General features: G+C 39.2%; 42 protein-coding genes. 3 read left to right on the forward strand and 39 right to left on the reverse strand.

Annotation, left to right across the window (positions count from 1 at the left end; translation table 11 throughout):
• The 37 genes from EKM65_RS09560 to EKM65_RS11325 form a co-directional block, all read right to left on the reverse strand.
• Nucleotides 1-662, reverse strand: a 662-nt coding sequence (locus EKM65_RS09560; protein ID WP_164506895.1) for a distal tail protein Dit, incomplete at its 3' end; no start/stop codon positions are given.
• Between the two features lies 1 nt (nucleotide 663).
• Complete coding sequence (locus EKM65_RS09565; RefSeq protein ID WP_125607895.1) at nucleotides 664-4,530, reverse strand: phage tail tape measure protein; 3,867 nt, start codon at nucleotides 4,528-4,530, stop codon at nucleotides 664-666.
• A gap of 3 nt (nucleotides 4,531-4,533) precedes the next feature.
• Nucleotides 4,534-4,872 (reverse strand): hypothetical protein, encoded by a 339-nt coding sequence (locus EKM65_RS09570; protein WP_125607897.1) that lies wholly within the window; start codon nucleotides 4,870-4,872, stop codon nucleotides 4,534-4,536.
• A 92-nt stretch (nucleotides 4,873-4,964) separates the two neighbouring features.
• Nucleotides 4,965-5,297, reverse strand: coding sequence for a tail assembly chaperone (locus tag EKM65_RS09575; protein ID WP_125607898.1), 333 nt, complete (start codon nucleotides 5,295-5,297; stop codon nucleotides 4,965-4,967).
• Between the two features lie 70 nt (nucleotides 5,298-5,367).
• Nucleotides 5,368-5,649, reverse strand: a complete 282-nt coding sequence (locus EKM65_RS09580; RefSeq protein WP_125607899.1) for an Ig-like domain-containing protein — start codon at nucleotides 5,647-5,649, stop codon at nucleotides 5,368-5,370.
• Nucleotides 5,646-6,224: a phage tail protein gene (locus EKM65_RS09585; RefSeq protein WP_125607901.1), complete on the reverse strand. Its 579-nt coding sequence runs from the start codon at nucleotides 6,222-6,224 to the stop codon at nucleotides 5,646-5,648. Before EKM65_RS09585 ends, EKM65_RS09580 begins: the two co-directional genes overlap by 4 nt.
• An 11-nt stretch (nucleotides 6,225-6,235) precedes the next feature.
• A complete protein-coding gene (locus tag EKM65_RS09590; protein WP_125607903.1) occupies nucleotides 6,236-6,628 on the reverse strand; it encodes a hypothetical protein in 393 nt (130 codons plus the stop codon).
• Nucleotides 6,629-6,638: 10 nt separating this feature from the next.
• Nucleotides 6,639-6,977, reverse strand: a complete 339-nt coding sequence (locus EKM65_RS09595) for an HK97-gp10 family putative phage morphogenesis protein (protein ID WP_125607905.1) — start codon at nucleotides 6,975-6,977, stop codon at nucleotides 6,639-6,641.
• The gene (locus EKM65_RS09600; protein WP_125607907.1) at nucleotides 6,974-7,282 is read right to left on the reverse strand and encodes a hypothetical protein; all 309 of its coding nucleotides are present in this window, start codon (nucleotides 7,280-7,282) and stop codon (nucleotides 6,974-6,976) included. The genes EKM65_RS09595 and EKM65_RS09600 overlap by 4 nt, the downstream gene beginning before the upstream one ends.
• Nucleotides 7,272-7,649 carry a phage head-tail connector protein gene (locus EKM65_RS09605; RefSeq protein WP_225420448.1) on the reverse strand — a complete coding sequence of 126 codons (378 nt, stop codon included), beginning with the start codon at nucleotides 7,647-7,649 and terminating at the stop codon, nucleotides 7,272-7,274. The genes EKM65_RS09600 and EKM65_RS09605 overlap by 11 nt, the downstream gene beginning before the upstream one ends.
• Before the next feature lie 11 nt (nucleotides 7,650-7,660).
• Nucleotides 7,661-7,915, reverse strand: a complete 255-nt coding sequence (locus EKM65_RS09610; protein ID WP_125607909.1) for an Ig-like domain-containing protein — start codon at nucleotides 7,913-7,915, stop codon at nucleotides 7,661-7,663.
• A gap of 26 nt (nucleotides 7,916-7,941) precedes the next feature.
• Nucleotides 7,942-8,760 (reverse strand): phage major capsid protein, encoded by an 819-nt coding sequence (locus EKM65_RS09615; protein ID WP_125607912.1) that lies wholly within the window; start codon nucleotides 8,758-8,760, stop codon nucleotides 7,942-7,944.
• Between the two features lies 1 nt (nucleotide 8,761).
• The gene (locus EKM65_RS09620; RefSeq protein ID WP_164506896.1) at nucleotides 8,762-9,364 is read right to left on the reverse strand and encodes a DUF4355 domain-containing protein; all 603 of its coding nucleotides are present in this window, start codon (nucleotides 9,362-9,364) and stop codon (nucleotides 8,762-8,764) included.
• 116 nt (nucleotides 9,365-9,480) lie between these two features.
• Nucleotides 9,481-10,413, reverse strand: a complete 933-nt coding sequence (locus tag EKM65_RS09625) for a minor capsid protein (RefSeq protein WP_125607916.1) — start codon at nucleotides 10,411-10,413, stop codon at nucleotides 9,481-9,483.
• A gap of 10 nt (nucleotides 10,414-10,423) precedes the next feature.
• Entirely contained in the window at nucleotides 10,424-11,794 is a 1,371-nt protein-coding gene (locus tag EKM65_RS09630; protein ID WP_125607918.1) for a phage portal protein, read from the reverse strand.
• Between the two features lie 33 nt (nucleotides 11,795-11,827).
• The gene (locus EKM65_RS09635; protein WP_191987321.1) at nucleotides 11,828-13,093 is read right to left on the reverse strand and encodes a PBSX family phage terminase large subunit; all 1,266 of its coding nucleotides are present in this window, start codon (nucleotides 13,091-13,093) and stop codon (nucleotides 11,828-11,830) included.
• A complete protein-coding gene (locus EKM65_RS09640) occupies nucleotides 13,077-13,574 on the reverse strand; it encodes a terminase small subunit (RefSeq protein WP_125607920.1) in 498 nt (165 codons plus the stop codon). The genes EKM65_RS09635 and EKM65_RS09640 overlap by 17 nt, the downstream gene beginning before the upstream one ends.
• Before the next feature lie 734 nt (nucleotides 13,575-14,308).
• Nucleotides 14,309-14,725 carry an ArpU family phage packaging/lysis transcriptional regulator gene (locus tag EKM65_RS09645; RefSeq protein WP_125607921.1) on the reverse strand — a complete coding sequence of 139 codons (417 nt, stop codon included), beginning with the start codon at nucleotides 14,723-14,725 and terminating at the stop codon, nucleotides 14,309-14,311.
• A 69-nt stretch (nucleotides 14,726-14,794) separates the two neighbouring features.
• Nucleotides 14,795-15,211 (reverse strand): RusA family crossover junction endodeoxyribonuclease, encoded by a 417-nt coding sequence (locus tag EKM65_RS09650; RefSeq protein WP_125607923.1) that lies wholly within the window; start codon nucleotides 15,209-15,211, stop codon nucleotides 14,795-14,797.
• Nucleotides 15,204-15,380 carry a hypothetical protein gene (locus EKM65_RS11315; RefSeq protein WP_164506897.1) on the reverse strand — a complete coding sequence of 59 codons (177 nt, stop codon included), beginning with the start codon at nucleotides 15,378-15,380 and terminating at the stop codon, nucleotides 15,204-15,206. Before EKM65_RS11315 ends, EKM65_RS09650 begins: the two co-directional genes overlap by 8 nt.
• Before the next feature lie 8 nt (nucleotides 15,381-15,388).
• Nucleotides 15,389-15,673, reverse strand: coding sequence for a beta-sandwich lipoprotein (locus EKM65_RS09655; RefSeq protein WP_125607925.1), 285 nt, complete (start codon nucleotides 15,671-15,673; stop codon nucleotides 15,389-15,391).
• On the reverse strand, nucleotides 15,670-15,903 hold the full coding sequence (locus tag EKM65_RS09660) for a hypothetical protein (protein ID WP_125607927.1): 234 nt from the start codon (nucleotides 15,901-15,903) through the stop codon (nucleotides 15,670-15,672). Before EKM65_RS09660 ends, EKM65_RS09655 begins: the two co-directional genes overlap by 4 nt.
• Nucleotides 15,900-16,268, reverse strand: a complete 369-nt coding sequence (locus EKM65_RS09665; RefSeq protein WP_225420449.1) for a DUF1642 domain-containing protein — start codon at nucleotides 16,266-16,268, stop codon at nucleotides 15,900-15,902. The genes EKM65_RS09660 and EKM65_RS09665 overlap by 4 nt, the downstream gene beginning before the upstream one ends.
• A complete protein-coding gene (locus EKM65_RS09670; RefSeq protein WP_125607929.1) occupies nucleotides 16,255-16,866 on the reverse strand; it encodes a DUF1642 domain-containing protein in 612 nt (203 codons plus the stop codon). The genes EKM65_RS09665 and EKM65_RS09670 overlap by 14 nt, the downstream gene beginning before the upstream one ends.
• A 136-nt stretch (nucleotides 16,867-17,002) precedes the next feature.
• Complete coding sequence (locus EKM65_RS09675; protein ID WP_125607931.1) at nucleotides 17,003-17,467, reverse strand: hypothetical protein; 465 nt, start codon at nucleotides 17,465-17,467, stop codon at nucleotides 17,003-17,005.
• Nucleotides 17,451-17,645, reverse strand: coding sequence for a hypothetical protein (locus EKM65_RS09680; protein ID WP_125607933.1), 195 nt, complete (start codon nucleotides 17,643-17,645; stop codon nucleotides 17,451-17,453). The genes EKM65_RS09675 and EKM65_RS09680 overlap by 17 nt, the downstream gene beginning before the upstream one ends.
• The gene (locus EKM65_RS11620; RefSeq protein WP_125607935.1) at nucleotides 17,642-17,854 is read right to left on the reverse strand and encodes a helix-turn-helix domain-containing protein; all 213 of its coding nucleotides are present in this window, start codon (nucleotides 17,852-17,854) and stop codon (nucleotides 17,642-17,644) included. The genes EKM65_RS09680 and EKM65_RS11620 overlap by 4 nt, the downstream gene beginning before the upstream one ends.
• 26 nt (nucleotides 17,855-17,880) lie before the next feature.
• Nucleotides 17,881-18,036: a hypothetical protein gene (locus tag EKM65_RS11320; RefSeq protein WP_164506899.1), complete on the reverse strand. Its 156-nt coding sequence runs from the start codon at nucleotides 18,034-18,036 to the stop codon at nucleotides 17,881-17,883.
• Between the two features lie 11 nt (nucleotides 18,037-18,047).
• Nucleotides 18,048-18,239 carry a hypothetical protein gene (locus EKM65_RS09690; RefSeq protein ID WP_125607937.1) on the reverse strand — a complete coding sequence of 64 codons (192 nt, stop codon included), beginning with the start codon at nucleotides 18,237-18,239 and terminating at the stop codon, nucleotides 18,048-18,050.
• A gap of 14 nt (nucleotides 18,240-18,253) precedes the next feature.
• The gene (locus tag EKM65_RS09695; protein ID WP_125607939.1) at nucleotides 18,254-19,120 is read right to left on the reverse strand and encodes a hypothetical protein; all 867 of its coding nucleotides are present in this window, start codon (nucleotides 19,118-19,120) and stop codon (nucleotides 18,254-18,256) included.
• Nucleotides 19,121-19,206: 86 nt separating this feature from the next.
• The gene (locus EKM65_RS09700) at nucleotides 19,207-20,112 is read right to left on the reverse strand and encodes a hypothetical protein (RefSeq protein ID WP_125607941.1); all 906 of its coding nucleotides are present in this window, start codon (nucleotides 20,110-20,112) and stop codon (nucleotides 19,207-19,209) included.
• Complete coding sequence (locus EKM65_RS09705) at nucleotides 20,112-20,672, reverse strand: host-nuclease inhibitor Gam family protein (protein ID WP_125607943.1); 561 nt, start codon at nucleotides 20,670-20,672, stop codon at nucleotides 20,112-20,114. Before EKM65_RS09705 ends, EKM65_RS09700 begins: the two co-directional genes overlap by 1 nt.
• Before the next feature lie 5 nt (nucleotides 20,673-20,677).
• Nucleotides 20,678-20,908 (reverse strand): hypothetical protein, encoded by a 231-nt coding sequence (locus EKM65_RS09710; RefSeq protein WP_125607945.1) that lies wholly within the window; start codon nucleotides 20,906-20,908, stop codon nucleotides 20,678-20,680.
• Nucleotides 20,909-21,023: 115 nt separating this feature from the next.
• Nucleotides 21,024-21,149 (reverse strand): hypothetical protein, encoded by a 126-nt coding sequence (locus tag EKM65_RS11575; RefSeq protein ID WP_263853619.1) that lies wholly within the window; start codon nucleotides 21,147-21,149, stop codon nucleotides 21,024-21,026.
• Between the two features lies 1 nt (nucleotide 21,150).
• Nucleotides 21,151-21,435, reverse strand: coding sequence for a hypothetical protein (locus EKM65_RS09715; protein ID WP_125607947.1), 285 nt, complete (start codon nucleotides 21,433-21,435; stop codon nucleotides 21,151-21,153).
• A 17-nt stretch (nucleotides 21,436-21,452) separates the two neighbouring features.
• Nucleotides 21,453-21,932 carry a hypothetical protein gene (locus EKM65_RS09720; RefSeq protein WP_125607949.1) on the reverse strand — a complete coding sequence of 160 codons (480 nt, stop codon included), beginning with the start codon at nucleotides 21,930-21,932 and terminating at the stop codon, nucleotides 21,453-21,455.
• Between the two features lie 63 nt (nucleotides 21,933-21,995).
• Nucleotides 21,996-22,151 carry a hypothetical protein gene (locus EKM65_RS11325; RefSeq protein ID WP_164506900.1) on the reverse strand — a complete coding sequence of 52 codons (156 nt, stop codon included), beginning with the start codon at nucleotides 22,149-22,151 and terminating at the stop codon, nucleotides 21,996-21,998.
• A gap of 59 nt (nucleotides 22,152-22,210) precedes the next feature.
• Here EKM65_RS11325 and EKM65_RS09725 point away from each other — a divergent pair, with 59 nt between their 5' ends.
• A complete protein-coding gene (locus EKM65_RS09725) occupies nucleotides 22,211-22,921 on the forward strand; it encodes a hypothetical protein (protein WP_125607951.1) in 711 nt (236 codons plus the stop codon).
• A 163-nt stretch (nucleotides 22,922-23,084) separates the two neighbouring features.
• Nucleotides 23,085-23,468 carry a DUF2513 domain-containing protein gene (locus EKM65_RS09730; RefSeq protein ID WP_125607953.1) on the forward strand — a complete coding sequence of 128 codons (384 nt, stop codon included), beginning with the start codon at nucleotides 23,085-23,087 and terminating at the stop codon, nucleotides 23,466-23,468.
• Here the strand turns inward: EKM65_RS09730 and EKM65_RS11330 are convergent.
• Together EKM65_RS11330 and EKM65_RS09735 are read right to left on the reverse strand one after the other, a co-directional pair.
• Entirely contained in the window at nucleotides 23,443-23,604 is a 162-nt protein-coding gene (locus tag EKM65_RS11330; protein WP_164506901.1) for a hypothetical protein, read from the reverse strand. The genes EKM65_RS09730 and EKM65_RS11330 overlap by 26 nt on opposite strands.
• Entirely contained in the window at nucleotides 23,601-23,834 is a 234-nt protein-coding gene (locus EKM65_RS09735) for a helix-turn-helix domain-containing protein (RefSeq protein ID WP_125607955.1), read from the reverse strand. Before EKM65_RS09735 ends, EKM65_RS11330 begins: the two co-directional genes overlap by 4 nt.
• A gap of 137 nt (nucleotides 23,835-23,971) precedes the next feature.
• Between EKM65_RS09735 and EKM65_RS09740 the strand changes: the two genes are divergently transcribed.
• The gene (locus EKM65_RS09740) at nucleotides 23,972-24,319 is read left to right on the forward strand and encodes a helix-turn-helix domain-containing protein (protein WP_125607957.1); all 348 of its coding nucleotides are present in this window, start codon (nucleotides 23,972-23,974) and stop codon (nucleotides 24,317-24,319) included.
• The last annotated feature ends 22 nt before the right edge of the window (nucleotides 24,320-24,341 follow it).

A 24,341-nucleotide genomic window follows, 5' to 3' on the forward strand; every position in this document is an offset into this window, starting at 1 on the left:
CCGCAATAGAAGGCCTTATCAGACTTTTGCTTGGTTACACCATCAATCTCATCAGGATTACCAAACTCAAGCACACCACCATTATCATTAACCATAGCAACTAAACCGTTATCGGACTTCATCTTGGCCGTGATAATCGGATAAGTTGGATACGTGCCGCGGTTGTCGATATTGATTTTGCCTGTTTCATCTACTACTGCTGTTGAAACGTCTATGGAATGAGCCACACCGTCAACAACTTCAAAAGAAAAGGAAGAAGTAATCGAGTTTCTACCACCCGGCACTTCTTCCACATCTGAAAATGTTCCTAACCAATATTTTGTTTTATCGTCATTGAAAATAAGTTGATGTTGTTCGCCGTGCAATACTTCGTTCATTTTTCTAAACGATTGTCTGAACTCTTGATTACTAGCAGAAACAAGTTCATAAACAACCGTAATTTCCCGTGACGGGTTGCGGACATATTGCAGAGACTCACCATCTGAACGCCCAATTTGTTGTTTCGCAACATCTTGATTAAGCAATTCCCTACCTGTAACTTGCAAGGTTCGATAACCCAGGATCACGTCTTCAAGATATGTCCCGTCAACTTGCATTGCTTCCGCTGGATATGACGGAGTTTCATCACCAGTGAAAACATTCATATCTCTGAAATCATACATACTAAACAATCCCCCTTGGCCGGTTACTTAATCTAGTAATTCTATTCATTTCAACTTGAATTGGTTGTGCTGTTGCTCGTGCAATTTCATGAGTATCTAAATAAACAGGCACTTCAATGGTTTTATTTTGCGCATAATTAAGGTTAAGGTTCGGTGTTACATTAACGTTATTCATCTTGCTGTTAATTGCACGAAGCGAACGTGTGAAATCAGTTGTATTTACTGCTGGAACATCAACAACTGCTGCATTAGCAACATTTTCTGCTGCATCAGATACAGCTTTGATATTTTTTTCAATACCAACCGCCATACCAAGTGGTACATACTTACCAACCTGATCACGCATTACACGTGAGGGAGAATGAATGCCCAATGCTTTCTTAGCTGCTCCTAACGCTCTTTTAGCCATGCTTGCAGCTGCGGACACAGCTCCACCAATCGCCCCAGTAACACCTCTTACAAAACCGTGAACAAAATTAGCACCAGCACTTGCCATTTTTCCAACAAAGCCAGTAACTGCACTGTAAGCACGTTGCATACCACCTTTAACTGCAGAAACAACGCCGCTAAAAGCACCAGTAACAATTGACTTTAGCGAATTCCAAATTGACGTAAATATTGACTTAATACCATTTGAAACGGAGCTAATAACACTTTTAACAGCGTTTAACCCAGCGCTTACAATACTCTTAATGCCATTGATTACTGAAGTAACAACAGATTTAATACCATTCCAGACCGTTGTCGTTATGCTCTTGATGCTGTTCCAAGTGCTGGTGAATACTGATTTAATAGTCTTCAACACATTTGAAATAACTGTCTTAGCAGTATTAATTGCTGTTCTAATAACGCTGTTAATTGCATTCCAAACTGTTGACGCAACAGCCTTGATTGCATTCCAAACACCTGACCAATCGCCTTTAATTGCAGCTGTCACGCCACGAATCACGTCTGCGACAACATTAATTGCGGCAGACACCAAAGTTATGATGACGCTCCAAATACCACTAAGAACTGCCTTAATAGAATTCCAAACGCCAGACCAAATAGCTGAAATTGAACTCATGATCGTTGAAATAACCGTTTGAACAACACTCATTGCTGTTGATATTACGACCGTAATAACATTCCAAACCATAGTCGCATAGGCCACAATCGTGTCCCAAAGCCCAGAGAAGAATGCTGTTAGAACTTGCCACGTTGCTTGAATAGCTGCAACGATTGGTGCAAAAATCAAAACTAACGTGTTCCAAATAACAGTTGCGGCAGCTACAATTCCTGTCCATAGTAATGAAAAGAATTCCGTCAAAGCTGACCAAAGATTTTGAATTGCTGCAATTAATGGTTGAATTGACGTTAAGAAACTCTGCCAAATTGTTGTCGCCACAGTTACGATTGATGTCCACAATGTAGTAAAGAACGTTGATAACGTCGTCCAAATGCTAATCGCTGTTGTAACGATGTTTGTCCATAATTGTGCGAACCATGCAGCGATTGCAGACCAACCAGCCATGATTGAAGCACCAACGCTATTAACAAAATCTCTAAACCACGCAAATTTGTTATATGCAACTACCACGGCAGCTACAACGGCTACAATAGCAACTACCACCAACGCAAAAGGATTCATTAAACTTAGAACTGTAAAAATCGTCTTTATTGCCATAAATCCATTTTTAACGAGCGATGTGGCCGTGTTGACCATATTCATGATCTTTAATATGCCGCTAAACGCAGCAAACCCAGCTGCAATACCAACAATTATCGGCGATAACGCATTAAGAACTTTTGCCACTGCGGCTACTGCCGTACCAATCGCACTAAAGATAGTTTGAATGATTTTTGCACCTTGGGCAGAAGAAACAAAGTTAACTACTGCACTGACAATTCCTGCGATAATGCCAACAATCGGTACCATAACACCTTTGATTGCTTCAAAAACTGCCGCTGTGCCACCTGCCTGATTAAACGAATTAATCATTGAAGCGATACCGCTAATCACGTTGCCAATCGCAATTACAACCTTGCCAATAAATGTTCCAATGGTTGTGAACACACTTGCTGAACCACCAACGCTAGAAAATGAAGAAGCCATTTCTTTAACTTTGCCAATGACAGTTTGGACATTACCTGCAACCGCAGAAACATAACTGGAAACCGCGCTTATAATCGTTTGAACCGCCTTGGTTGCCATAAAAGCGGCTACCATTTCTTTAATCGCAGATATGATGTTCTTAATAACACCAATTGCAATCTGCACGCCTTGGCCAATTAACTGAAATGCTGCCATTGCACCGTTTGCAATTTGTGACCAGTCAATACTCTTGATTGCACCAGTCAAATTGTTACCAATCGCTGTTGTGATTTCAGTTATCTTGCCTTTCAAACCACCAATAGTTTTTGAAGCACCATCAATAGCTGGCCCGAATACCGAGCTAAAAGCCTTGCCAATTCCTGCAATCGCCGACCTCAATTGAGAACTGTTTTTATAGGCCATAATAAATCCTGTGGCTAATGCTGCGATGGCAATCATAACTAAACTAACAGGACTAACCAAACCAGCTATCGCACCGCCAATATTTGAGAATATTTTTCCGGCATTAGCAATTGACATCGACATAGTACCTATTGCAGTAACTATTGCACCAATGGCTGGCATCATGCCAACAAAACCGCGAATTGCTTCTGCTGAAGATGAATTTGAAACGGTAGCCCAGTTTAAAGCAGAATTGATCATATCAAGGAATGCACCATTAACGCCCGCTGAAGCTTGATAAGCTTTATTAGATAATGCTTCCCAATTACCGCCGACTTGTTCAATCTTTGAACCGATGTTCTTTTGCATTTCTGCAGCTTGATCAGAAAGAACTTTATTGGCTGCTTCTGTGCTAGAAGAAACTTTCTTTAATTCACTATTCATAGCAGACCAACTTGTTGTTACATTACCGCTACTATCAGCAACTGAATCCATCAAGTTAGACATTACTTTATAGCCTGACTGTCCGAACAGAATAGACAACGCATTTGCTTTCTGCTCATTAGTCAATTTAGATGTCTTCTTATTCAAATCAGACAGAATAGAAGCTAACGGCTTCATGTTTCCTTGAGCATCAAAATACGAAAGTCCTAACTCATTCATGACATCTTTTGCAGATTTAGACGGTTTAATCATTCTAGTTAATGCAAAGTTCAAGTTTTGTGCTGCTTGAGCAGCAGGAATCCCTTTGTTAGTCAGCAAGCCAACAGCAGTTGTTGTATCTTGCAAGGAAATACCCATTTGAGAAGCAGTTGCGCCAACGTCAGCCATGACTTGTTGCATATCTTCAATTGATGCGTTAGAAACGTTAGCAGCTGTTGTGAATACCGCAGCCGCTTGAGCACTTGAACCAATACTCTTGCCCCAGATGTTCATCGCTTGCTGTACAACTGACGCGGTTGATTGCAAATCTGCACCAGCAGCAGTTGCCGCTTGAGCGATGGCTGGAAAGATTTTAATAATCGTTTTAACATCAGCACCAGCTTGTGCCATTTCAACCATTGCATCTGCGGCGTCTTGAGCACTGATAGGTAGTTCAGCACCCATTCTATTTGCAACATCAGCCAATTTATCAATATCCTTGGCTGTGCCACCAGCCGTAACAGCGGCTTTATTCAAACTAGCTTGAAACTTACCAAAACTAGCTAATGATTTAACGCCGATTGCAGTAATGGCCGTACCTGCGATAGTTAATGTCTTACCAACAGCGCTCATTGAGCTATTAACTCTTGACTGGAAATTCTCAACCGAATTAATAGCGTTCTTGAAGCCTGACGTGAAGCTCTTGTCAACGGCACTCAATACGGCTTCGACACTATAACCTTCTGCCATAATTTACCTCCTTTCTGACAGCGGAATAATCTTGCCTGCCGCTTTCAATTTCTTGAATTCTTCCATTCGTTTGTTGAAGATTTCTGTCTGTTTGCGCACTGCTTCATGCTTGCCAAGTCGATCAGGCTCAAAATCAGCTTCAAATGCCGTTCTAATCTGGTTCTTGTACTCGTCAATGTCATAAAATTCAGTGAACGTCTTGTACTTTGGCTTGGGATTCTTCTTGCCAACAGTCGCTTGAACTTGTTGGTTATACCAAGCCTGTAAGGCGATGTTTTCTCGGTCTTCTGCTTCTTTGAGCTTGTAAGCTTCCATTCGCAAGTTGTATTCAGCGATGGTCATACGCTCAATGTCCACAATGCGAGAAAAGCCTAGATAGGCTAATGAATTCAGCAGAATTTCGTAATATTCCTGCTCTGAATTCTTTTCGCTATCTAGGCTTTCATGTTTTTTAACGCAGCTTTTGTTGCATTGGCGTTGTTAATTTCTTCGGTTACTTGAGTAAAAATTTCTTCTAAGTTTTCGCAACCGTCAATATAATCATCAACATCATTTCGTGATGGTTGTGGACTGTTTGTTACTGTTGCCGCGTAAATAATGTCAGACAATACTGCTGCGTCATAAGATTGTAATCCGGGCAATGTCTTGGTTAATCCCATGCCAAGTGACACACCTTTAACTGATAAGCTTGCAATTTTATCTAATTCACGAACAAATCGAACGCCAAAATTAAGAACTTGTTTTTGTTTATTAATAGTAATTTCCATGAAATGATCTCCTTAATACCCGCCCCTGTTTGCCAGGTACTGTGATTTTGTTAGGCGAGTTTTGCTATTGCTAGGCTGGAGCAGTGACAGTTAGTGTCACTTCAAAAGTCTTTGAACCGTCAGTTGTTGTGCCAGTAACTTTTCCAGTTCCAGCTTTGACACCTGTAACGGTTACGGTGCCGGCTTTATCCGATACTGTTGCAATTGTGTCGTCAGATGATTTGACAGCAACTGATTTGTCAGTCGCATTATCTGGTTGCACTGCATAGGTGAATGTCCCTGTTTTGCCGACTTCAACAGATAATGACGTTGGGTTAGCAGTAACCCCGGTAACCGAAACCGGGGCGTCTATTTTGGGTCAGTCACATTAGTGCCTGCGTCTTCTGCCGCCCACTTGTCACCGCCACCTGTTTCGTCTTCGTCAGTAACAACGCCCAAACCACGGAACACGTAATCAATTTGTTCTTGAGCTTGAGCTGGCAATTCCAACCAACCACGTTTAGGCGTGCCAGAAACTGCAAATGACACATCACGAGTTGAGTTATCGTCCGGATCATTGTCATTGCTGTCTTCTGAAACAGTAGCTTGCAAGTACCACGCAAAGTATTTGCCCGCAGCATTACGTCGATTGCGATAAACAATCCACGCTTCCAACTTGTCGCCTTCAAACAAGCTGTCATACATAGCGTCAGCGATTGCAGAGGTGTTGTTGATGAACTCAACTTCAAAATCTGTTTCTACTGAACTTGATGTTGTTACAACGCCATCTTTTGTTGGATTAGTGTCACTGTCACGTTGTGGATCAAATGACAATGACGTTTGCCAAGGAATCAATGTTCCTTCTTTTGTTTTTGCTTCAACCAACTTACGAGCAAAAGCCAAGGTATCAATACCTTGCAAGTAAGTTAATTCGTTCTCATTAGCCATTACATAACCTCCTAGGTTAATTTCATTTCAATATCTAGAATTCCGTGCCATAAAAAAGAATCAGTGCTTGTATCACCGATTAACTGCGGTGAACTAGCCTGATTCCTTATTTGCCATGTATAGTTTTGTGTTCTGTGGAGCTGTCGCGCTGCTTTTAATAACGCATTTAACATGTTTGAAACTTCTTGCCGCTGTTTTTTGTTACCCCATGCGTCAACCCTAATGCTGATGTTTGGCGCAATACCAGTAACTTTTGTTGGTGGCAAAATGATTTGCGTACCACCAACTACAACGAATGGATAGGGTATCTCATCAGTTGATAAATGGTCATAAGTTGAATAACCAAACTTACTGGAAATAGTATAAACAGCGTCAAATAATTCTTGGTCAGGCGTTTTAATCAATAACACCGCCTCACTTCATTAATTTATTGAGATCAGATTTAAACTGCGGTTTCTGCTTGTCGTAAGCAGGCTTAACATGTGGTGTTCCCGTTTGATAGCGAGTGCCATATTCTTGATAAGCTGCATAACTAGCATCAGAACTGATTCTTGCGGTCATGCCACTATTTTCAATGCTCAAATCAATGTTTCGTTTCAGATAACCTGTATCAACTGGTGCGAACTTCATAGCACTTGCTTGTAGTTCAGAACCATTCAGCTTAACAACGTTTTTAACATCGCTTAGATTGGTTCCTTTTCGAAGTTTTGCCTCAAGTTTTGCGATACCTTTTACAGTTAGGCCTTTGCTCATTTGAGTTCACTCACAATCAAACTGTGCTGTTTTAACGGCTTTCTAGCTGTTTGCGGATAATACTTAATTCCACTATCACCAATCATCAAATAAGCCCATTTATTAGGCGGGTCAAGCTGTGTTCTAACAACTTTAGCTCGTTGTTTATAATCGCCTAATAGTTCATTAGCACGCTCCGTACCAACATCGGTAACATTAGCCATAAGTGTTCCTAAAAGCTCAACACCACCTACATATTCACCTAATTCAGGGTCATAATGTTCTTCACTGTCATCATAGAAGTGAACACAATTATCAAAGCGCATGGTTACCACCACCAATAAATCTAACTTTGCCTAGCGTTGATTTGGTAACAGCTTGATTGTCCAGCCAATTGCTAATGTCGTTCTGGAATTCATCAAAGTCGGAATTGCTGAAAGTAATACTTTCCCCTTCTTGCGAATAAGACTTCATTCCTTCGTTAGCAATTCGGTTATAACGAGCAACAGACACTTCAATGACAATATAGCTTAGCTCATCAGGAACGCTCTTAGATACGCCTTTAAGCATGTTAATCAGCCGTTTACTTGTAATATCGATTATTAATTCGATTTTTTCTCGTTGCTGTGTCATTACTTCATCGGGCAGTCCAAGCATTACCTGCACGCTCTTTGTTAAATCAGTATCTGCCATTAGATCACTCCTTATTCAGCTGCTGAAATAGTTGCCTTGCAAGTTGCTGTAAAGTCGCCACTAGTTGCTGTGATGTTAGCTGAACCTGCTGTAACAGCAGTCATTGTGCCATCTTCTGCAACAGTTGCCACCGCTTCAGTATCACTTGCATAAGTAACACCACCGACAATCGCTTCTGCGTTATCTGCATCATCAGGAACTGCAGTAATTGTTAATTGTTTAGTGTCGCCAACTTTGCCAGCCCATGTTGCTTGGCTTAATTTAATGCCAGTCGCTGGGTTGGGAGCTGGCGCTACGCTTTTGGGGCAGAGTAGATTAAATTCTTGTCATAATAAACATAAACACCGTAATGTTCATTCGCTGTCATAATCGTTGAGCCAATTAAGATGTCACGGTCGGTTTCAACTTGAGCATTGCGTTTCATGATTAATTTAATAGCTGGCTTAGTTTCATCAACACGGATAAAGACTGCTTCGCCTTCTGCAAGTTTCTTAGAACGTACAATTTGCACGCCTAACACGTCCATATATGTGCCACTAACTAATTGATTAGCGCCAACATCTGAACCAGCTCTTTTTTCGATAGCGTCAGCACGTAATGCTGCTGCGTCTTTAGGACTCATGATAGCAACAATTGTCTTGTCGTCTTCATCATCATAGATGTCTAATGCTGCTTGAACACCTGCAACGGTTGGTATAAACACAATTTTTTGTGTCGCTGTCTTAGCAGCTTCCAAAATGTCGTTATCAATCTTGTTAGCTAATGACAAAGCTAATTGCTTAGTATGTTCACCAACAACATCTCCATAGCCACTTAAAACTGCTTCATCAGTCATTGAAGTACCTTTTGCAGCTTTCTTGATTGTTGCTGTCTTTGTAGTTGTACCGATCTTGTCTAAAGGCATTGGTTCACCTTCAGGAACATCTTCTGCGTCGCCAATATAAGTGAATGCTGAATAAGTGATTACTGAACCAGCTTGTCCTTGTAATGTTGTGTCTACCTTTGCTAAAGGTGTGAAACGTAATGCTTTATCCAATTCATAGCTTACGATTGGAGCAAGGACTTGTGGATTTACCAAGTCTGCTAATTTTGTAGGTGCTGTATTTGCCATGTTATAGGCCTCCTGTTAATTTTTTAAATAGGTCTGGATCTTCTTTGGCTAATTTAGCTTTTTCAGAAAAATCCATGCGGTCAAAATCTTGTTGTGATACAGCCGTGATTGATTTAGCCGTATCACGTGGTGTTTCTCCTGTTAGGAATTCTTGACGAGTTCGCTCACGAACTTCTGCATCATGATCGATTAACCATTGAACGTTAGCTTTAGTACTTTCGGCATCAGATGTGACGACATGTTCTAAATCGTCGCTAGTTACGGGAATCTTAACGTCCTCAAACATTGTTTGTGCTTGCTTAGTCATCGCAAATTTGGCGTTGGTAGACTTAGCTTCTTCAAGCTCTTTGGTCAGTTTTTCAATTTGATATTGAGTCTTCTGATCATCATTCATTTTCTTGAGCTTTTTAGCTTCTTCGGCTTCAGCTTGTTTCTTAGCCAACTCTTCTTCTTTGCTCTTATTCCACTTAGCATATTTTTCGTCAATAATGCGGTTGACATCTTCGTCGGTATACTTAGCTGTCGTTTCAGGCTTAGTTTCTTCAGTTTCAGACCCTGCAGTGTCCTTAACGTTAGTCTCTACACCACTGTTTTCTTCATTCATCTTAAGAACTCCTTCCATAGCTTTTTTAGTGGATCAATGCTTGCACTTTTTCCATAGCTTTTAATGTCATCAATGCTTGGACATTTTGGGTACAAAAATAGCACTTGGCTTATTTGCTAGGTGCTTTTTCCTTTAGATATTCTGTTATCAATGTCAGTCATTAAGGTGTCTCTATCCATATAAGCCGACTTAGAACAACGGCAATTAGGATGAACAGGTATCATTGGAACATCTTGTAGCGAATAAATACCATCATTCTCGCTTGCAATCTCTAAGCACGTCTTACAAGCGCTAGGTTCAGCAATCCACCGTATTTTTTCATAGCCATATTCCTTGAACGAATCCGTTTGTGCTTGGTCTTGAATTCTTGCCGTCTCAGTGCGTGCTAATCTTTGTGCTACATACGCTTTAGCATCCATCTGGTTAGATATACGCCTAGCGAGTTCAATTGGTCCTGTGCCTTGAATTACAGCTTGTGTGAGTAGATTATCTAGCAAGCCTTTTAGCTCGTCTTGATTAGCCCACAACCGATCTGACCAAGTTGCGTTCTGGTATGAACTGTTAACCACACTTGCTAACATTTCATCGCTAATAACTAGCTTGTCTGCACCTAAAATACCCGCTTGACGACTAATTTCATTTAGATAATCCTTGTTGAATTTATCGGTAAAAGACTTCTCTTGGCCAGCACTCATCTCGGTTAAATTCAAACCAATCTGTGACTTTAGCTGTTCTAGCCGATTAATTCTCATCGTTGCATTGTATAACCGCAAACGCCTATTGGCATTATCTGAAAAGTCCTTATTTCTGACCATTTCACCAGCACGTTTGGAGAAGTCTTTTACATCTTCACTAGCAACCCGCTTAACGGCTTCGCTCATGGATATTCCTTCACGCTTGGCATAATTGGCATAGAACCGATTAATGTCATTGTTGATGCTCTTTAAAGCCTGCTGATAATGACGCTGAATTTCTTTATCAAACTCTGCATCACTACGTAGGTTATCTTTAATCCAATCTTTTTCACGCTTTTCCCAATACTGATCCATAGGCTAACACCTACTTCTTATCTTGTTTAATGCGATCATCAGAATAATCAGCTAACGATCGCTTAGCTTGTTGCATCTTACTGTCTTGCTCATCAGCGATGCGTTGCATTTCTTTTTTGGGGTCATCTACAAATGATAATGTGCCAATTTGCGTTTCTTGACTAACAATCCCAGTTAAATTAGCAACAGTTGACGCTTCGTCAGCCATATTAATTGGCAAGTTGCGATTAAATTGGAAAGATAAGTCTTGCCATTTATCCTTAGTGCCACTGCCAAGAACTTGTTCAGCACTAAAAACAATACGGAATAATTGTCTTAATGCTTGCGTAAACTTACGTTCCTTGTTTGCTGCCATGTTCTTCATCGGCAATAGTTTGTATTGCAGCGCAACACCACTAGAATTACCAGAAAAGGCTGCGTCATTAAGATTAGCAACCATCGATATTTGATAAGTTAAATCAGTTAAATGCTGAATGAAATTCTCTTGCAAGTTATCGCCATCAGGTTTGTCAATAAAACTAACATCAGCTTCATTAGACTTGGCGTCAGGGCTATAAATAATCTGATTATCGTCAATATCAACCTGTGGATTGCCATCATCATCTTCTGGTAATGCCAACCCCAATATCTTTAAATAGGCATTATCAAAGTATTCGTTCTGATTAGCTTTCTGGCTTAAGGCGGAGTCTAACGCATTGATAAGCGTCTTAACATTATCAAATACACTCTGGCGGTCTTCATTGTCATAGAACTCAACAGCTGGAACAACACCATAAACATTAGGCTTTGGCTCATCAAAACTAATCTCACCATCAAACCGATAATACTTCTTAGCAAAATAAACATTGCCGTGTAACTTAAGACTGCTGTCATAGCTATAACGCACAAACGCTAACGGTTCGTGGCTGATTGTGTCATCGTAAATCGTAAATGACGTTCTAGTGTCTGAAACAGCAACACATGTTTGTTTGTTCTCATCTTGGTAAACCAACATATAAGAACGCCCATAAATATCTGCTAATCGGCTTGCTTCTGATAACTTGTCTTGGAATGAATTAGCATTATTCCAAGATTGTAACTTCTTATCTTGGTCCGTTTTATCAAGCGTAATCTTAGGTGGAACACCTATGAAATAACCATTGAACGTATCGACAATATAATGTGCCATATTGGCTACAATGCGGTTATCAGGTCGATTACCTATCTTGCCCGGCTTATGCAATATGGCATGGTCACCACGGTATAGGTTTAAATCGTCAACGTATTCTTTTCGAACGTTACTTTGGTAATAATCGATAAAGTATTTCAGTTCTTTTGGTGTTAGCTCTTCATCGACCGGGAAAATAAACGAGCCGTTATCAGAAATATATCCTAATCCCATTAAACTAGTATCTTCGATAACAAACACTCCTTTCTAAATGTAGTAATTCTTAACAACTTTTGCTTTTGGCCTTGCTTGACCATTGATTTCTTCAACTGCGTAACGAACAGCATCGATAACATGGTTATAACTATCGACTGGCTGATTAGTGTATTCGCCAGTCTTCTTATCTTTCACGTATGTGTAATTCTCTAATTCTTCAATCAGCTTCACACAACGATCATCAACAACTAATCGATATTGCTGCAAGAACGCAATTCCTTGCACAACACTGTCAGGGCCTTTCTTAGCCGGTCTAATGCGTGTTACACCATCACGCTTAATCTCTTCAATGGACTTCTTTTCAGCAGCGTCAGCCGTGATTATTTCTTTCTGATAGCCCATCTGTTTAATAGCACCAGCTATTTCGTTGTTCAGCATTCCCTTACGAACGTATTCTTCTAGGAAATAAATTGTCTTGTTCTTCTCGTCAACTTTGATATGAATAAACGCACTCGGATCATTAACATAACCAAAGTCGAGGCCAAACAAATCTTTTAACTGCCTTAAATTGCTATTGTTGTCATCAAGCCTTGTCTTTTCAAACTTAGGAAACACTAGCTTATCAAGTGTCGCAAACTCACCGAGTGCATAGATACGATAATAAGCTGGGTTGCTTCGTTGCAAATCTTCAATATGCTCTTTTACTTGATCGTCTAAGAAATGATTATTCAAATAGGTTGATTGAATAATCGATGTGCCAGTCGGTGGTTCTTGCTCGAAAAACTCCTTATAGACCCAATTCAGCTTGCTAACTGGGTTAAACATTAAGAATATCTGGCGATGCTTATGTTTTTTCTCACGTAAACGCAAGGTAAGCTGCGTATAATCTTCAAGGATAAAATCTGTTGCTTCTTCCATAACCACATCAGAGATACCTTTGATTGATTTAATCTTTTCGCTATCATCCATGCCTTTAAAGATAAACAAGGCACCGTTAGGCAAAGTGATTTCATAGTTTGAGTTATTAACCTTACAGAATGGCAACAACCCAAGATTTGCCAGCCCGTCTTTGACGTCTTCGAAAATAGACAACTTAACGGACGTACCTACCTTTCTTAGCCACAACACCTTGCGTGGGTAGTCCCAATTCTGACATGCTTTAATGATTACTTTTTGCACTACACCGTGTGACTTACCACTTGAAGCACCGCCATAATAAACTTCAGTGAAATGAGAATAATCAAAAAGGTGACTATAAAAGTCGTCATTGAATACCTTTTTAGGGTTAGGAATATTAAGATTAATCGCCATCAGCATCACCGCCTATCGTGATATTAATATCTGTACTGTTACCACCTCTAAGCACTTCTGCTTTGTATTCAACGATCTCTGCTTCTGCACTAGCTTTACGAACTTGAGCTTCAGTCAATTTATCAGAATCAGGATAGCGTTTAAGTATTTCACGAATAGCAGAAATTCTTGTTTTGAAGTCAGCTTCTTTTTGGACTTCTTCAGCCCCAATTGGCGTACTGACAACCACCGTTTCCTTTATTTCACCACGAGCAATGCTGGTTAGTAACTCAATCGCTTCTTTAGCACCCATAATCTTTTGTGATTCAAGTTCCTGCATTCGCTCATCGATATAAGATTTAATTCCAACATTTTCCAACAATTTAGAAGATTGCGCCTTGGAATAATTCTTTGAATAACCAGCGTTAATTGCTGACTGAAAAGCATTTCCGCTTTCAATATATTCGTCAGCAAACTTTTGCTGCTTTGATGTTAATTTATGGCTCACATAGATCACCACACCTCCAATTTTTAAGCATAAAAAAAGACACCGGTTAAGGTGTCATAAACTAAGTATATTGCTTGTTGGTCTCGAACCAGCGCCACTCAAGTGACCGTCCAAACACGAAGCAATAACCAGCAATGCAGTTTGAGGTTCCCAGCTCCTGCCATACTCAGTCCTTCTTGGATTCAATTAGCACTGAGGCTTTATCTTCTTTTCACACTATCGCCTCAGCTAAGACGAAACGTGCTTGCCAACACGTAAGAAGATGCCGAACAATATATTATGTATTGCAATATCAAAAGTCGGCGATTGGCTTTAATTAATTATTGTTTGGAAGGAATTTGTACGACTTACCCGAACTTTTGATATTGCTTGGATAATACTGCTTGTAGGTAAAAATATCCTCCTTCAGGAAGGAACTGTGCGCAACTGAATCGAACAGCTGATCAACTACCAAGTCGCACAACGAAGAAATAAGATCTTTCATTTTTATTTTTTGTTTTCTCTTGATTAGAGAACCGCATGAAGCGGAATCGAACCGCTTGTTAGCACCAGCCATACGACGTGAAACTTATATTACTTGTTGGCCGACAACAAAGAATATAGTTTATTTTGTGAGCAGTAAGTTTTCCGCCTTATTGCTCTCCTTGTTCTTATCGATAATATCAATATAGCACACTTGGTACTTCTCGTTGCTTCTAAACTCCGTATAATTGCTACGAATCGTTGTTTTGCTTTTAATCTTTGAAAACTAACAATTTTTCGCCCGGATAAGCTTCAGCAAACTCCAACAACCCCCTTAGCTTAAGTTTATCAATCGATCCTGCTGCATAACCAACTTTAGCAGCAATCTGATAATGCGTTAATGCTGGTTCACAAAAATACGTATAATAAAGTACCCAATAACTTGTTTTGTTCATAACAGACATTGCCTGTTGGCAATTATTGATGATTGCTTCTGCATCTATATGATTAACTATTTTTGTTTCGATGCGGTTCTCATAGCTAGACGCTTTTGGCATACCATCAAACGTTGGCGATTGGATGTCTGTTAATTTTTGGCCAGCCATTCTTGACAAACGGCGATAATTTGAAAGTATTTCTTTTGCATTTTCAATGCTTTTATCTTCATCAACTTCTGGTAATAAGCCCACTAAACCGCGCCCCTTATGCTATAATTAGTTGTCGATTAATTATTTAGGGCTGCCTGCGGGTGGCCTTTTTTATTGCTCTAATTCCTCGATTTCAACTTCAACACGTGGATTATCCGAATAGTACTTGCTTATTGTCGATTCAACGATCAACGCGTCATCTTCCCACACAATACCGGTCAGTGGATCAGTAACGCCTTTGAAGTAGTTATCAACGTCAGGCTTTTTAGTTGGTCTGATTTTACCTGCTTCTTTTAGCACCTTTTCTCGCTTACTGCCACTCTTTTGAATTGACCGGTACACTTTCACCTTGCAAGCCAAAGCGCCTTGTAGGGGCTCTCTGTGCCACTGTTCAAGTGCCTGACGTTTGACTAACGCTTTATAAGCTTTTGATTTAGGTGGGTCATACGTTTGAACAAATTTGCCTATTCTTTTAAACCTAGGGCGACCTTGGGGCACAGGCTCCCCCATGATAACTAACTTAATCATCTATATCTTTTAACAACCCCATTGCATAGCTAGTTAATGCGAAAACTGCTGAAATGATATACATAAGATACTCGTCAAACTCTTCAATATGACCGCCACCAATCTTATAAAGCCAAGCTTGAAACGCCCATACTGCAAAGAACACAATTCCTGATTGTAATAACCTCATTCAGTCGCCTACTTCAACTCATCAACAATTACAGTGCCGGAACCAATGTAAATGTTGTGCTTACGATTTTTTTGATCGATATATTGGACGTCATGATCTTTATAGTCAATGTCAAATTTACCTTTTTGGTCAAATATCACTTTCCCATCAACGTTGTAAACTCGAATGCGTCTAGGCAAGCCGTTATTAACGTCACTGCTAAAATTTTTGGTGAATCGATTCCACGAAGCACAACCGGACAGGCTAAGCATTAACGCCAGCCCTGTCACGATTAACCATATTTTCTTTTTCATTTGTTTCCTAACTTCCTTCCACACATTGGACAATAATTAATAAGTACGCCCCGTTGGTACACTACATCTTGCGTATTAACGTTAATAGTCAATTCAATACCGTCATCTTGACGCATGATATCGCAACCTAAATAACGAATCGTATTGTCCAAAGCACGTTCCTTATATAACATCTTTTTTGCGCTATACGTATATTTATCTTCAAAATGACAATATTGGCATTCACTCATTTCTCCACCTCATAACCGTCTAACCATGCGCGAGCAAAGGCTTCTTGATGATATGCGATCCAGTCACCGATTCTAATTTCATCTTGCTCAACATAGTCAAAGCCATCAGTGCTGAAATATAAAGCTTCTCGAAGTTCTGCATTATGCTTCTTACACCACTCAATATAGGTTGCAACGTGAACTGAAATCACCGGCATATCATCTGGCAAGGCGGCATCATAGTCCTTATTATATTTAATTAAGATTGGGTCAAACTCGCATCCACCGTGCGCTTCTTCTCCTTGAAGTCCACAACTGTGAACCAAATCGTTCCATTCTCTTAGTGCCTTCTCAAACACGTCCCGCTTCGTCTCATAGTTCATCATCAGTCACCTCTTCTTTCTCGCAGTCTTGCAAACCAAACTTAGTAATTTCTGCATCAGTGAATTCAAACAAGCTTTCATCTTTATCTTTGCAAGCACGCCACGTTGCAATTGACTGCGGTGTAACAGGTGTTTCTGGATTAGCGCCTTTTTTTGACCACTTGCCACGCTTGCAATAGACAAAGTCCTTATTTGTTCCGGGTACATACACCATGTAACGCGATTCTTTTTCAACCGTGTAGCCGTTATACCATGCGTCAGATAAAATCTTAAATTGTTCATCAGAAACATCAGCAAGACAGTTGTAAAGAGCAAAATCACATGTTGCAGAATCCTTAGCAAACTTAATAATATACATGTAAAAATTCAAACGCATGTCTTTAGCTTGTTGTATTTCATCAGCAACATCTTTAGGCAACACTGGTTTAACTGGTTCTGCTGTTGGTAATTCGTCAATGATAGCTGAACGGTTGGGCCATGCTTGGGTACCATAAGCCCCATCAACAAATTTGATACCACATGGTTTTTCATGGTCATTTTCATCAATTTGTACAATAGTACATTTTACATAAATCGTGTCGCCTACTTTATAGTCTTTCATCGTCTATTCCTCCAACAATTTCCAAATAATAATAAACACAATCACTAACGTTATGATCAGCGCAACAAGGGGCAACCAGTCGCTGAAAAATAACGTTGTAATCAGTACGATAATGCTGATTATTGCTGCTACATAATCAATAGTCATGAGATACAATCATTGTGACAATCCAGCCATCTTGTTTGGCTCGTTCAATTAATTGTTCTTTGTTTACACCGTGCGTTTTAAACCTTAAAAAATCTGCAAGTTCATTGTTTGTTGGGATAATCGTTCTCTGTAAGCCACGTGTTAGCACCCAAACCAATTTATTGGGATTACCAAATTTCTGACGTGCCTTTCGAATGGTTGATAATGACACGTTAACGTCTTGATTTTCTTCGATATAGCCGATAATCTCATCATCAGTAAATCCTTGTGCCCAGAGGTTTTTAATCAACTCTGAGCTGAGTGTTGGCTTGCGACCCGTTGGCAATTTATCATCTTTATAAATCTCTCTTGGAATGTTAAATCTTGGGTCGTCATATGGTGCCTCTTCGAGTGTTCCATAGTCGGATTCAATCGAACGGACAGCTTCAAGGATTAATTCACTTTTCGCACTCATCTTTTAGCACCTCGTAAATAACTTGATTCTTCTCTGATGTGGTCAATCGGCTAAATGGAATTGAAACTTCTGGCGGTGCATATCGACCAATGGCTTGTAGTGAGCGAACCATGTCATGGCTATGTCGTGCCATCGAATCTTTCAAATATTCTCTAAACACACGTTGATTACCGTTCATTTCATCATTTCCTGCCAATTATTATTTGCGTAGTCTGCTGTTATCAGATCGTTTGTAGTGACATTCAGCTTGTCTGCCATTCTGTCGAGTGTTTCTAGCATGGTGCTATGATTGCCGTTCATTATGCCAACTAGCGTTGAAGCACCTATCCCACAACGATCAGCTAATTCCGACAAGCTAAGTTTTGTATGAGCGTATAGGCTAAGCACGTTATCTTATAATATCTTCTGACTGTTCATCGTTCTACCTCGATTACTTTGTATTGATCATAGCTAGAAACTTTGTTCAGGCGTCTGCATAGCTTGATTGCCAAATGTTGGTCGTAAAACTCTTCTGGCAACGAAGCTAATTTAGAATTGCTGTCAAGATAGAATATCTGCCAATATTTCATGATTTGACCTCCTAAAACCGCAACAGCAACTCACAAATGACTTGGTTCTTTTGCTTTACGCTTAGCTTACCCATGGCAATTTTGACGTTAGTTGGAACATTGATACTTCTGCCCATACTGGACAGAATCCGCTGCATATCATTGTTAAAGATCATCATTCTTGCCTCAAGATATTCTTTTAGTATTTTTTGATCACTTGTCACTCAAAATCGTCTCCTTATATTTCTGCCGTAGATTTTTTCAAAGCAGCTAATTTTTCAGCAACTCGTTTGTTCTGTGCTTTCTGCTCATCGCTTAATTCTGCTGGCTTTAAGTGCTGCCCTGCCTGTTGATCCTTTAGCCATTTGGGCATTACACCAACACTCTTTTGTGTCTTAGCTTGTTTAGCCGGTCTGTTGAATTGAGCAGCCATGGTATCGTACTTCTCACGTAGCTTCTTAGCAGACAAAATAACACCACTCCAGAAGCTGTCTTCTTGGCAACGATCAATCATGTTCTCAATTTTGTTAGCTTTGCGATTGTCTCTCTCAATCATCAAGCGAATGTCATCAGCCCAGTTTTGTAAATTAGGTTCACGTGTCTCTGGGTTGTTCTCTTTGATTCGCTTAAATAATTTATCAGCTAAAGTTAGCTCAACGGAGTCGTCGGCATAAACGCGCTTTTTGCGTTTTGGTGACTTACTCTTTTTAGTTACAGTTTTAGTTTTAGTTATAGTAGTTAATGGTGAACGACTGTCTGTACTACTGTCTGCACTACTGTATGAACGACTGTCTGTACTACTGTCTGCACTATATGCAGGCAAAGGTTCATACAAGGCTCTCATATGATAGACAGCCGATTGATTACCATTTCTTGATTTCCACGTAATCAACCCACTTTGAGTTAAGGCGTTTCGTGCCTTGAAGAAGTTTCTCTCTTTCAAACCAGACTTCGCGCATAACACCGATGCAGCTATCGTAAATTCGCTTGCTTGCAGCTTGTTGTTATAGAACGTCAATGCGTGCCATAGGGCAATCTCTGAAGAACTTAGCGGATTTAGGTCTAATTGATCATAGAATGCGCGTAACTGTTTGAATAAGTCCAAGGCGTTCACCTCCTCATACGATTATTTTATTTCTACTGATTGTGTTGCTATACCTACCCACCCACCGCAAACGAACTAGTTAATAATTAGAATGGTAAGTCGTCATCTGAAATGTCAACATTCTGTCCGTAATCAGGTGGCATTTGATTTTCTAGGCTTCGATCATACGCAGCTGACTTACTTAAATCAGCTTGTGCTTGTGTCCTATTTGAAGAGGATGACACGGCCACTTTCGGTTTCTGCTGTGTAGTTGCTGGTTTAGGTTTAGAAGCGCTAGGAACACGTTTATTGCCACCCTGTTGAACAACAATTTGAGCTGCTTTCTTAACATCAGCTCTATTGCTTGAGCTTGCAAGCCACTCGACATAGTCAGGATGATCAAAATAAATCTGATTAATAGTTTGATTACGATACTTACCAAAACTAACAACCAAATCACCAGCATTATTTGAATCAACGCTTGCGATTTTTTCTTGTTGGGCAATATTATCCATGTCTTCAATGTCTTGAGTAAATACATTAGATAAGCTAGCAATGGTCAGTGTTGCATCAACTTGAGCACGCTTTTTAGCCATTTTTAAAACGGTGTTAATCATTGAATAAGGGTCTTGCTTAACATATTTCTTCTCTTTTGTGTTAGCTGATCCAAGTCCCTCAGTAATCTTCTGATCATTCTTTTTCAACACGCATTTGATTGTGTAAGCGAAAAATCCTTTGTCATAGTCTTCAACCTTATCAACCACGTTGTATTCGCTAGTTACGCCCATTAACATTTGAATCTTTTCAGCACCAGGCTTTAATAACGTTGGCTTACCAGTACCAGGGATAACGCCATAGTCTTGTTTTGGTGTTAAGTTCTTTTGCACCATCGTTTGAAAATTTGAAATTGCTTGTAATTGTGTAGCCATTTGTTGAGTTGTTTCATTTTCAATTAGTGCCAAGCCAGAGTTATTAACTGATCTGCTCTCAACCGCTGTAACCTCTTTAGTCATTATTTTTCCTCCATTTCAAGTGGCTTAATTTCAATCTTGTAAGAAGCTGGATCAACATGAACGCCATCCAGCTTTACGCCGTCTTCAGTAATCACATCGCCTAAAGCTGTTACTGATAATTCGGTTTTAAGTGGCTTTTTATCAGGTTCTTCTTTAATGCGAATATATTTAGTGGCGTCTGCTTCTTTCAGTGATTTAATTAATAGTTTGTCATCATAAATCCATTTAGCTGGTACTTTCTTAGCCTTAACAACTCCGTTTGGTGTATCAATCTTGAATTTAGGGTCATCTTGTTGCTTAGCTTGAAAATATGACGTTAGTAATGATTCAAAGTAGTCTCTTGAATCTTGTGTTTCTTTGGACTTACGATCACGCCACGCTTTAGCCTGTGCAATATTATCTTTAAGTGTCTTATCGTTCTCTTTATCTTCAGCCTTAAGCGCTGCTAGTTTACCGAGTACCCAGTCAGCACTCGAACTGTCTGTTACTTGGAACGGCTTCTTTTCTTGAGCAAATTCTTTTGCTTCGTCTAACTCGTCTTTTTGAAGTGCGTTTAACATATTGATTACTCTCCTATCGTTTCTGGCTCTGGATTAAAGAACTCATTAATGAAATTTGTAATCTCGCGACGATCATCAAGAACAAGAATCTCTTCGCCACTCACATAAAACCGAATAACTTCATCGCCGTTGTACAGGCCTTTATCTTCCCAGTCATAAGCAACTGGCTTTCTGTCATCAAAAGCATTATTAGCACAATCATTATCACGTCTTAAATCAAAATCACTCATTACCATTTCCAACAACTCCATTTCGTGTTAGAATTAACGTATAATTTATTTTGTAATGCCTTTAGATCACTCATTGCCGTGAGTGGTCTTTTTTTATGCTCTTTTTTCATATGATCGCCACCTAGAAAATGTTTGAAGTAACAATTAAACTGATGACAACTAGCGTTGGAATTATGATAATTTCAGCTGCAATAAAGTTGCCCCAAAAGTCGTTTCCTAACGCTAAATAATCTCGTACTTGTTTCATCTCAATAACTCCTTTGATTTTTGATTTGCCATTTACGAACTTCACTAGGAATGAAACGTTTTTGAGTGCCAACTAGGAAAAATGGCATTCCTTGTTCGATGTACTCATCAACTTGCCTGTTATCAGAACACCCAAGAACATTAGTTGCGATTTCCTTTTTATTCATTGGCTTTTCAATAGTGTATTCAGATTTAACCTTTTCGATTATTACCGGCGTTAACTCTTCAACAACTGCTTTAACAATTTCTGCTGTTAAGTTACCGTCAAGCTCAACTGACGCTTGCATTTAGTCCAACTCCTTAATTAATTTAAATAATCTAGTTTTTGCTTGATATATTGATCAATCGATTCCAGGTAATTAATCTCAGAAGCGATTTCCTCACGCAATTCTTTTTGATGCCTTTCAACCAGTGACATATCATCTTCAAGCCAATCATTAACTGGCTTACTAAATATCATTGCGATTGCAGAATCTAAGCTCTCACGTTCTGACTGTTCCTTATCAAGCATTGTTTTTCTAGCAAGTGGGAAATTAATGCTTTTTGCCGGAGTATATAAGCCAAGATTTAAAATCTCATCAGCAACGATCATTTTGAAGTCTGTATCATCTAACTCTCTGGCTAAATCGATTAACCATTTTGTTGGAACAGCTCTTTTTTTATCATTCAGAATGTTAGATAAATTTTGACCAGTTGTTCCTAGTGAAATAGCAATATCTTTGTGCTGGCGATTTGAACGGCCAATAGCTGCTGCCATTTCTTTTCTAATATCAATTTGTTCCATTATTCCAACTCCCATTGTGTAAAGGTTGAACCCTAATACATACGATTAGGCGGTACAATTTAATTAAGCAAAAATAGCTTCATCGCTATGTTGCTTTTCCCAAATTTGCATTAACTCAACATGCTTTGCCAGCTCATCGTTGCTAAAACCGAACCAGTATGATGTTGGTAGCTCTGGACGAGCTAACTTCAATACTTGAATCATTTCTTGACGTGTCATGGAATCACCTCCTTAAAGTCAGCTTCCTATGCGATAATTAGCGTAAGGAGTTGATGAATATGAATCCAATTAAAAAGAAGATAACTATTTTCGATCAAAATATTCATCTAAATATTCCAAGTAAGTGCCAGTTTTGTAATGCCATCCTTCCACAAAATAGTGAAGTACTTGCTGAAGGATATACTTCCGATTCTCTTGGAAGATTTAGCGAACATGGCAAATACTTTTTATTATTGAAATGTCCGTTTTGTGAATCTATCATTACTGACTTATTTTCAATACTTCCCGAAAACCCATTAATAAAAAAGTTTCGTTCTTACGCACCGTTAAAAAAACAGTCAGTAAAAATTTCCAATGAAATGTTCCCTTCTCAAATTCAAAATATTTCTCCAAGATTTATTTCAATCTACAACCAATCCCTAAAGGCAGAGAAAAATGGATTAAATGAGCTAACTGGAATGGGCTATCGGAAAGCTCTTGAGTTTTTAGTAAAGGACTATGCTATTTATTTGTATCCGACTGAAGAAGTCAAAATTCAAAAGATGAGCCTTCAGAACGCCTTGGCTAAATTAGATACCCAAAGCATAAAAATATTGGGGCAGGTATCCATCAAAATTGGTAATGATGAAACACACTACTATAAGAAACACGATTGGGATATTGCTGATATGAAGAGCTATATTAGTACGATCTGCACATTTATTCTTTCTGATTTAAATTTTCGTGAAGCAACTGATCGTCTAAAGCAAGATCATCAGCTAAAAGATTAGAAAGATATAAAAGATTCTCAGATAGTTCCTTGATAGTTTGGATTGTCAGCTCAATTCTCTGATGTCGTACAAGCTCTTTATCATCCATTTAGTTCACCTCCTTAAAAAGTGTTCTTTGATAACTTGATAAACGATATAATTACCTCATAAGGAGGTGATTATATTGAAACTTGACCCAGATTGTATTCGAGATGTGCTTTTAACTGTTGAAAAGCACGCTACATTTAGCCAAGAAGTTAAGCCACAAGCATTTGCGGATGATGGGCTTCTTGAGAAATATGATATGGAAACGTTGCTGTACCATATCCGTGAGACGTCAAATTCTGGACTGATTTCAGGTCTTACTTTCTATATGTCAAGGAGTTTTGTTATTAAGGACCTTACACCAGAAGGACATGAATTTTTGGCAAATATCCGCTCCGAAGAAAATTGGAAAAAGACAAAATCAATTGCCGCGAAAACCGGAAGTTTTTCTTTAGAAGTTTTAAAGGCTACGGCCAGTGGTGTAACCATTGCATTTCTCAACAAACTTCTTGGTCAACAGTAACGGTATCAGCTAAAAATTTAATAGCTACTTCTGAATGGGCATTCGGCATAAAACAAATCTTGATTTCTTCTACTTGGTTGATTTCAGTTTCATTTATGAAGACATGCCCTTTCTTTATTTGGATCTTATCCGTCATTTGCTCACCTCCTTAAAATTATCACTTATAGTGATTGGTTCTCCAAAAAAAAGATAACCGACATTAACCCCTAGCGCATTAGCAATACGTTCTTTAACTTCATCAGATGGGTTACGGCGTCCTTGCTCAATCTGTGCATACATAGAGATTGAAATACCAATTTCATCAGATAAATCAAGCTGTGTTTTTTTAGATTTGATTCTTTCATCAATTAAATTTTTGCGTTTCATTAACTCATCTCCTATCACTCAACGTAATAATAATATCATCACTACAAGTAATAGTCAACACTTTTAGTGATAATTACTTAAAATAATTAACTAACACGGAAAGTAATAGTACAATTACCAATAAGGAGTTGTTTATTATGGAAACTACTGGATCACGAATAGCTTATCTTCGCGGTCGTCGAAGTATGAGCCAGCAACAACTGGCAGAAACAATGTCCGTTAGTCAAAGTACCGTTGGCATGTGGGAATCTAATAAAAGAAATATTAACAACGAAGATTTGGTAAAACTTGCCGATTTATTCGACGTAACCACTGATTATCTACTCGGCAGACAAGTTGATGATAATCTACTCGTTGCAGCCCATATGGACGACGACCTGACTGACGAACAAAAGAAAGAAATTGAAGAATATATAGAATTTAAAAAAGCCCTGAATTGTCAAATCAAATGCAACACTAATTCCAAAAGCAAGAAATTGGTCTAGAAGGCATATCTTTAAGCTGGTG

The sequence above is a fragment of the Lapidilactobacillus bayanensis genome (assembly GCF_003946695.1).
Lineage (GTDB): Bacteria > Bacillota > Bacilli > Lactobacillales > Lactobacillaceae > Lapidilactobacillus > Lapidilactobacillus bayanensis.

Excerpts from the sequence above, each read along its gene's own strand:
- EKM65_RS09565 (WP_125607895.1), bottom strand. The coding sequence starts at position 4,530 with ATGGCAGAAGGTTATAGTGTCGAAGCCGTATTGAGTGCCGTTGACAAG.
- EKM65_RS09570 (WP_125607897.1), bottom strand. The coding sequence starts at position 4,872 with ATGACCATCGCTGAATACAACTTGCGAATGGAAGCTTACAAGCTCAAA.
- EKM65_RS09575 (WP_125607898.1), bottom strand. The coding sequence starts at position 5,297 with ATGGAAATTACTATTAATAAACAAAAACAAGTTCTTAATTTTGGCGTT.
- EKM65_RS09585 (WP_125607901.1), bottom strand. The coding sequence starts at position 6,224 with ATGGCTAATGAGAACGAATTAACTTACTTGCAAGGTATTGATACCTTG.
- EKM65_RS09595 (WP_125607905.1), bottom strand. The coding sequence starts at position 6,977 with ATGAGCAAAGGCCTAACTGTAAAAGGTATCGCAAAACTTGAGGCAAAA.
- EKM65_RS09600 (WP_125607907.1), bottom strand. The coding sequence starts at position 7,282 with ATGCGCTTTGATAATTGTGTTCACTTCTATGATGACAGTGAAGAACAT.
- EKM65_RS09605 (WP_225420448.1), bottom strand. The coding sequence starts at position 7,649 with ATGGCAGATACTGATTTAACAAAGAGCGTGCAGGTAATGCTTGGACTG.
- EKM65_RS09615 (WP_125607912.1), bottom strand. The coding sequence starts at position 8,760 with ATGGCAAATACAGCACCTACAAAATTAGCAGACTTGGTAAATCCACAA.
- EKM65_RS09620 (WP_164506896.1), bottom strand. The coding sequence starts at position 9,364 with ATGAATGAAGAAAACAGTGGTGTAGAGACTAACGTTAAGGACACTGCA.
- EKM65_RS09625 (WP_125607916.1), bottom strand. The coding sequence starts at position 10,413 with ATGGATCAGTATTGGGAAAAGCGTGAAAAAGATTGGATTAAAGATAAC.
- EKM65_RS09630 (WP_125607918.1), bottom strand. The coding sequence starts at position 11,794 with ATGGGATTAGGATATATTTCTGATAACGGCTCGTTTATTTTCCCGGTC.
- EKM65_RS09635 (WP_191987321.1), bottom strand. The coding sequence starts at position 13,093 with ATGCTGATGGCGATTAATCTTAATATTCCTAACCCTAAAAAGGTATTC.
- EKM65_RS09650 (WP_125607923.1), bottom strand. The coding sequence starts at position 15,211 with ATGATTAAGTTAGTTATCATGGGGGAGCCTGTGCCCCAAGGTCGCCCT.
- EKM65_RS11315 (WP_164506897.1), bottom strand. The coding sequence starts at position 15,380 with ATGAGGTTATTACAATCAGGAATTGTGTTCTTTGCAGTATGGGCGTTT.
- EKM65_RS09655 (WP_125607925.1), bottom strand. The coding sequence starts at position 15,673 with ATGAAAAAGAAAATATGGTTAATCGTGACAGGGCTGGCGTTAATGCTT.
- EKM65_RS09660 (WP_125607927.1), bottom strand. The coding sequence starts at position 15,903 with ATGAGTGAATGCCAATATTGTCATTTTGAAGATAAATATACGTATAGC.
- EKM65_RS09665 (WP_225420449.1), bottom strand. The coding sequence starts at position 16,268 with ATGATGAACTATGAGACGAAGCGGGACGTGTTTGAGAAGGCACTAAGA.
- EKM65_RS09670 (WP_125607929.1), bottom strand. The coding sequence starts at position 16,866 with ATGAAAGACTATAAAGTAGGCGACACGATTTATGTAAAATGTACTATT.
- EKM65_RS09675 (WP_125607931.1), bottom strand. The coding sequence starts at position 17,467 with ATGAGTGCGAAAAGTGAATTAATCCTTGAAGCTGTCCGTTCGATTGAA.
- EKM65_RS09680 (WP_125607933.1), bottom strand. The coding sequence starts at position 17,645 with ATGAACGGTAATCAACGTGTGTTTAGAGAATATTTGAAAGATTCGATG.
- EKM65_RS11320 (WP_164506899.1), bottom strand. The coding sequence starts at position 18,036 with ATGAAATATTGGCAGATATTCTATCTTGACAGCAATTCTAAATTAGCT.
- EKM65_RS09700 (WP_125607941.1), bottom strand. The coding sequence starts at position 20,112 with ATGACTAAAGAGGTTACAGCGGTTGAGAGCAGATCAGTTAATAACTCT.
- EKM65_RS09705 (WP_125607943.1), bottom strand. The coding sequence starts at position 20,672 with ATGTTAAACGCACTTCAAAAAGACGAGTTAGACGAAGCAAAAGAATTT.
- EKM65_RS09710 (WP_125607945.1), bottom strand. The coding sequence starts at position 20,908 with ATGGTAATGAGTGATTTTGATTTAAGACGTGATAATGATTGTGCTAAT.
- EKM65_RS11575 (WP_263853619.1), bottom strand. The coding sequence starts at position 21,149 with ATGAAACAAGTACGAGATTATTTAGCGTTAGGAAACGACTTTTGGGGC.
- EKM65_RS09715 (WP_125607947.1), bottom strand. The coding sequence starts at position 21,435 with ATGCAAGCGTCAGTTGAGCTTGACGGTAACTTAACAGCAGAAATTGTT.
- EKM65_RS09720 (WP_125607949.1), bottom strand. The coding sequence starts at position 21,932 with ATGGAACAAATTGATATTAGAAAAGAAATGGCAGCAGCTATTGGCCGT.
- EKM65_RS11325 (WP_164506900.1), bottom strand. The coding sequence starts at position 22,151 with ATGACACGTCAAGAAATGATTCAAGTATTGAAGTTAGCTCGTCCAGAG.
- EKM65_RS09725 (WP_125607951.1), top strand. The coding sequence starts at position 22,211 with ATGAATCCAATTAAAAAGAAGATAACTATTTTCGATCAAAATATTCAT.
- EKM65_RS11330 (WP_164506901.1), bottom strand. The coding sequence starts at position 23,604 with ATGACGGATAAGATCCAAATAAAGAAAGGGCATGTCTTCATAAATGAA.
- EKM65_RS09735 (WP_125607955.1), bottom strand. The coding sequence starts at position 23,834 with ATGAAACGCAAAAATTTAATTGATGAAAGAATCAAATCTAAAAAAACA.
- EKM65_RS09740 (WP_125607957.1), top strand. The coding sequence starts at position 23,972 with ATGGAAACTACTGGATCACGAATAGCTTATCTTCGCGGTCGTCGAAGT.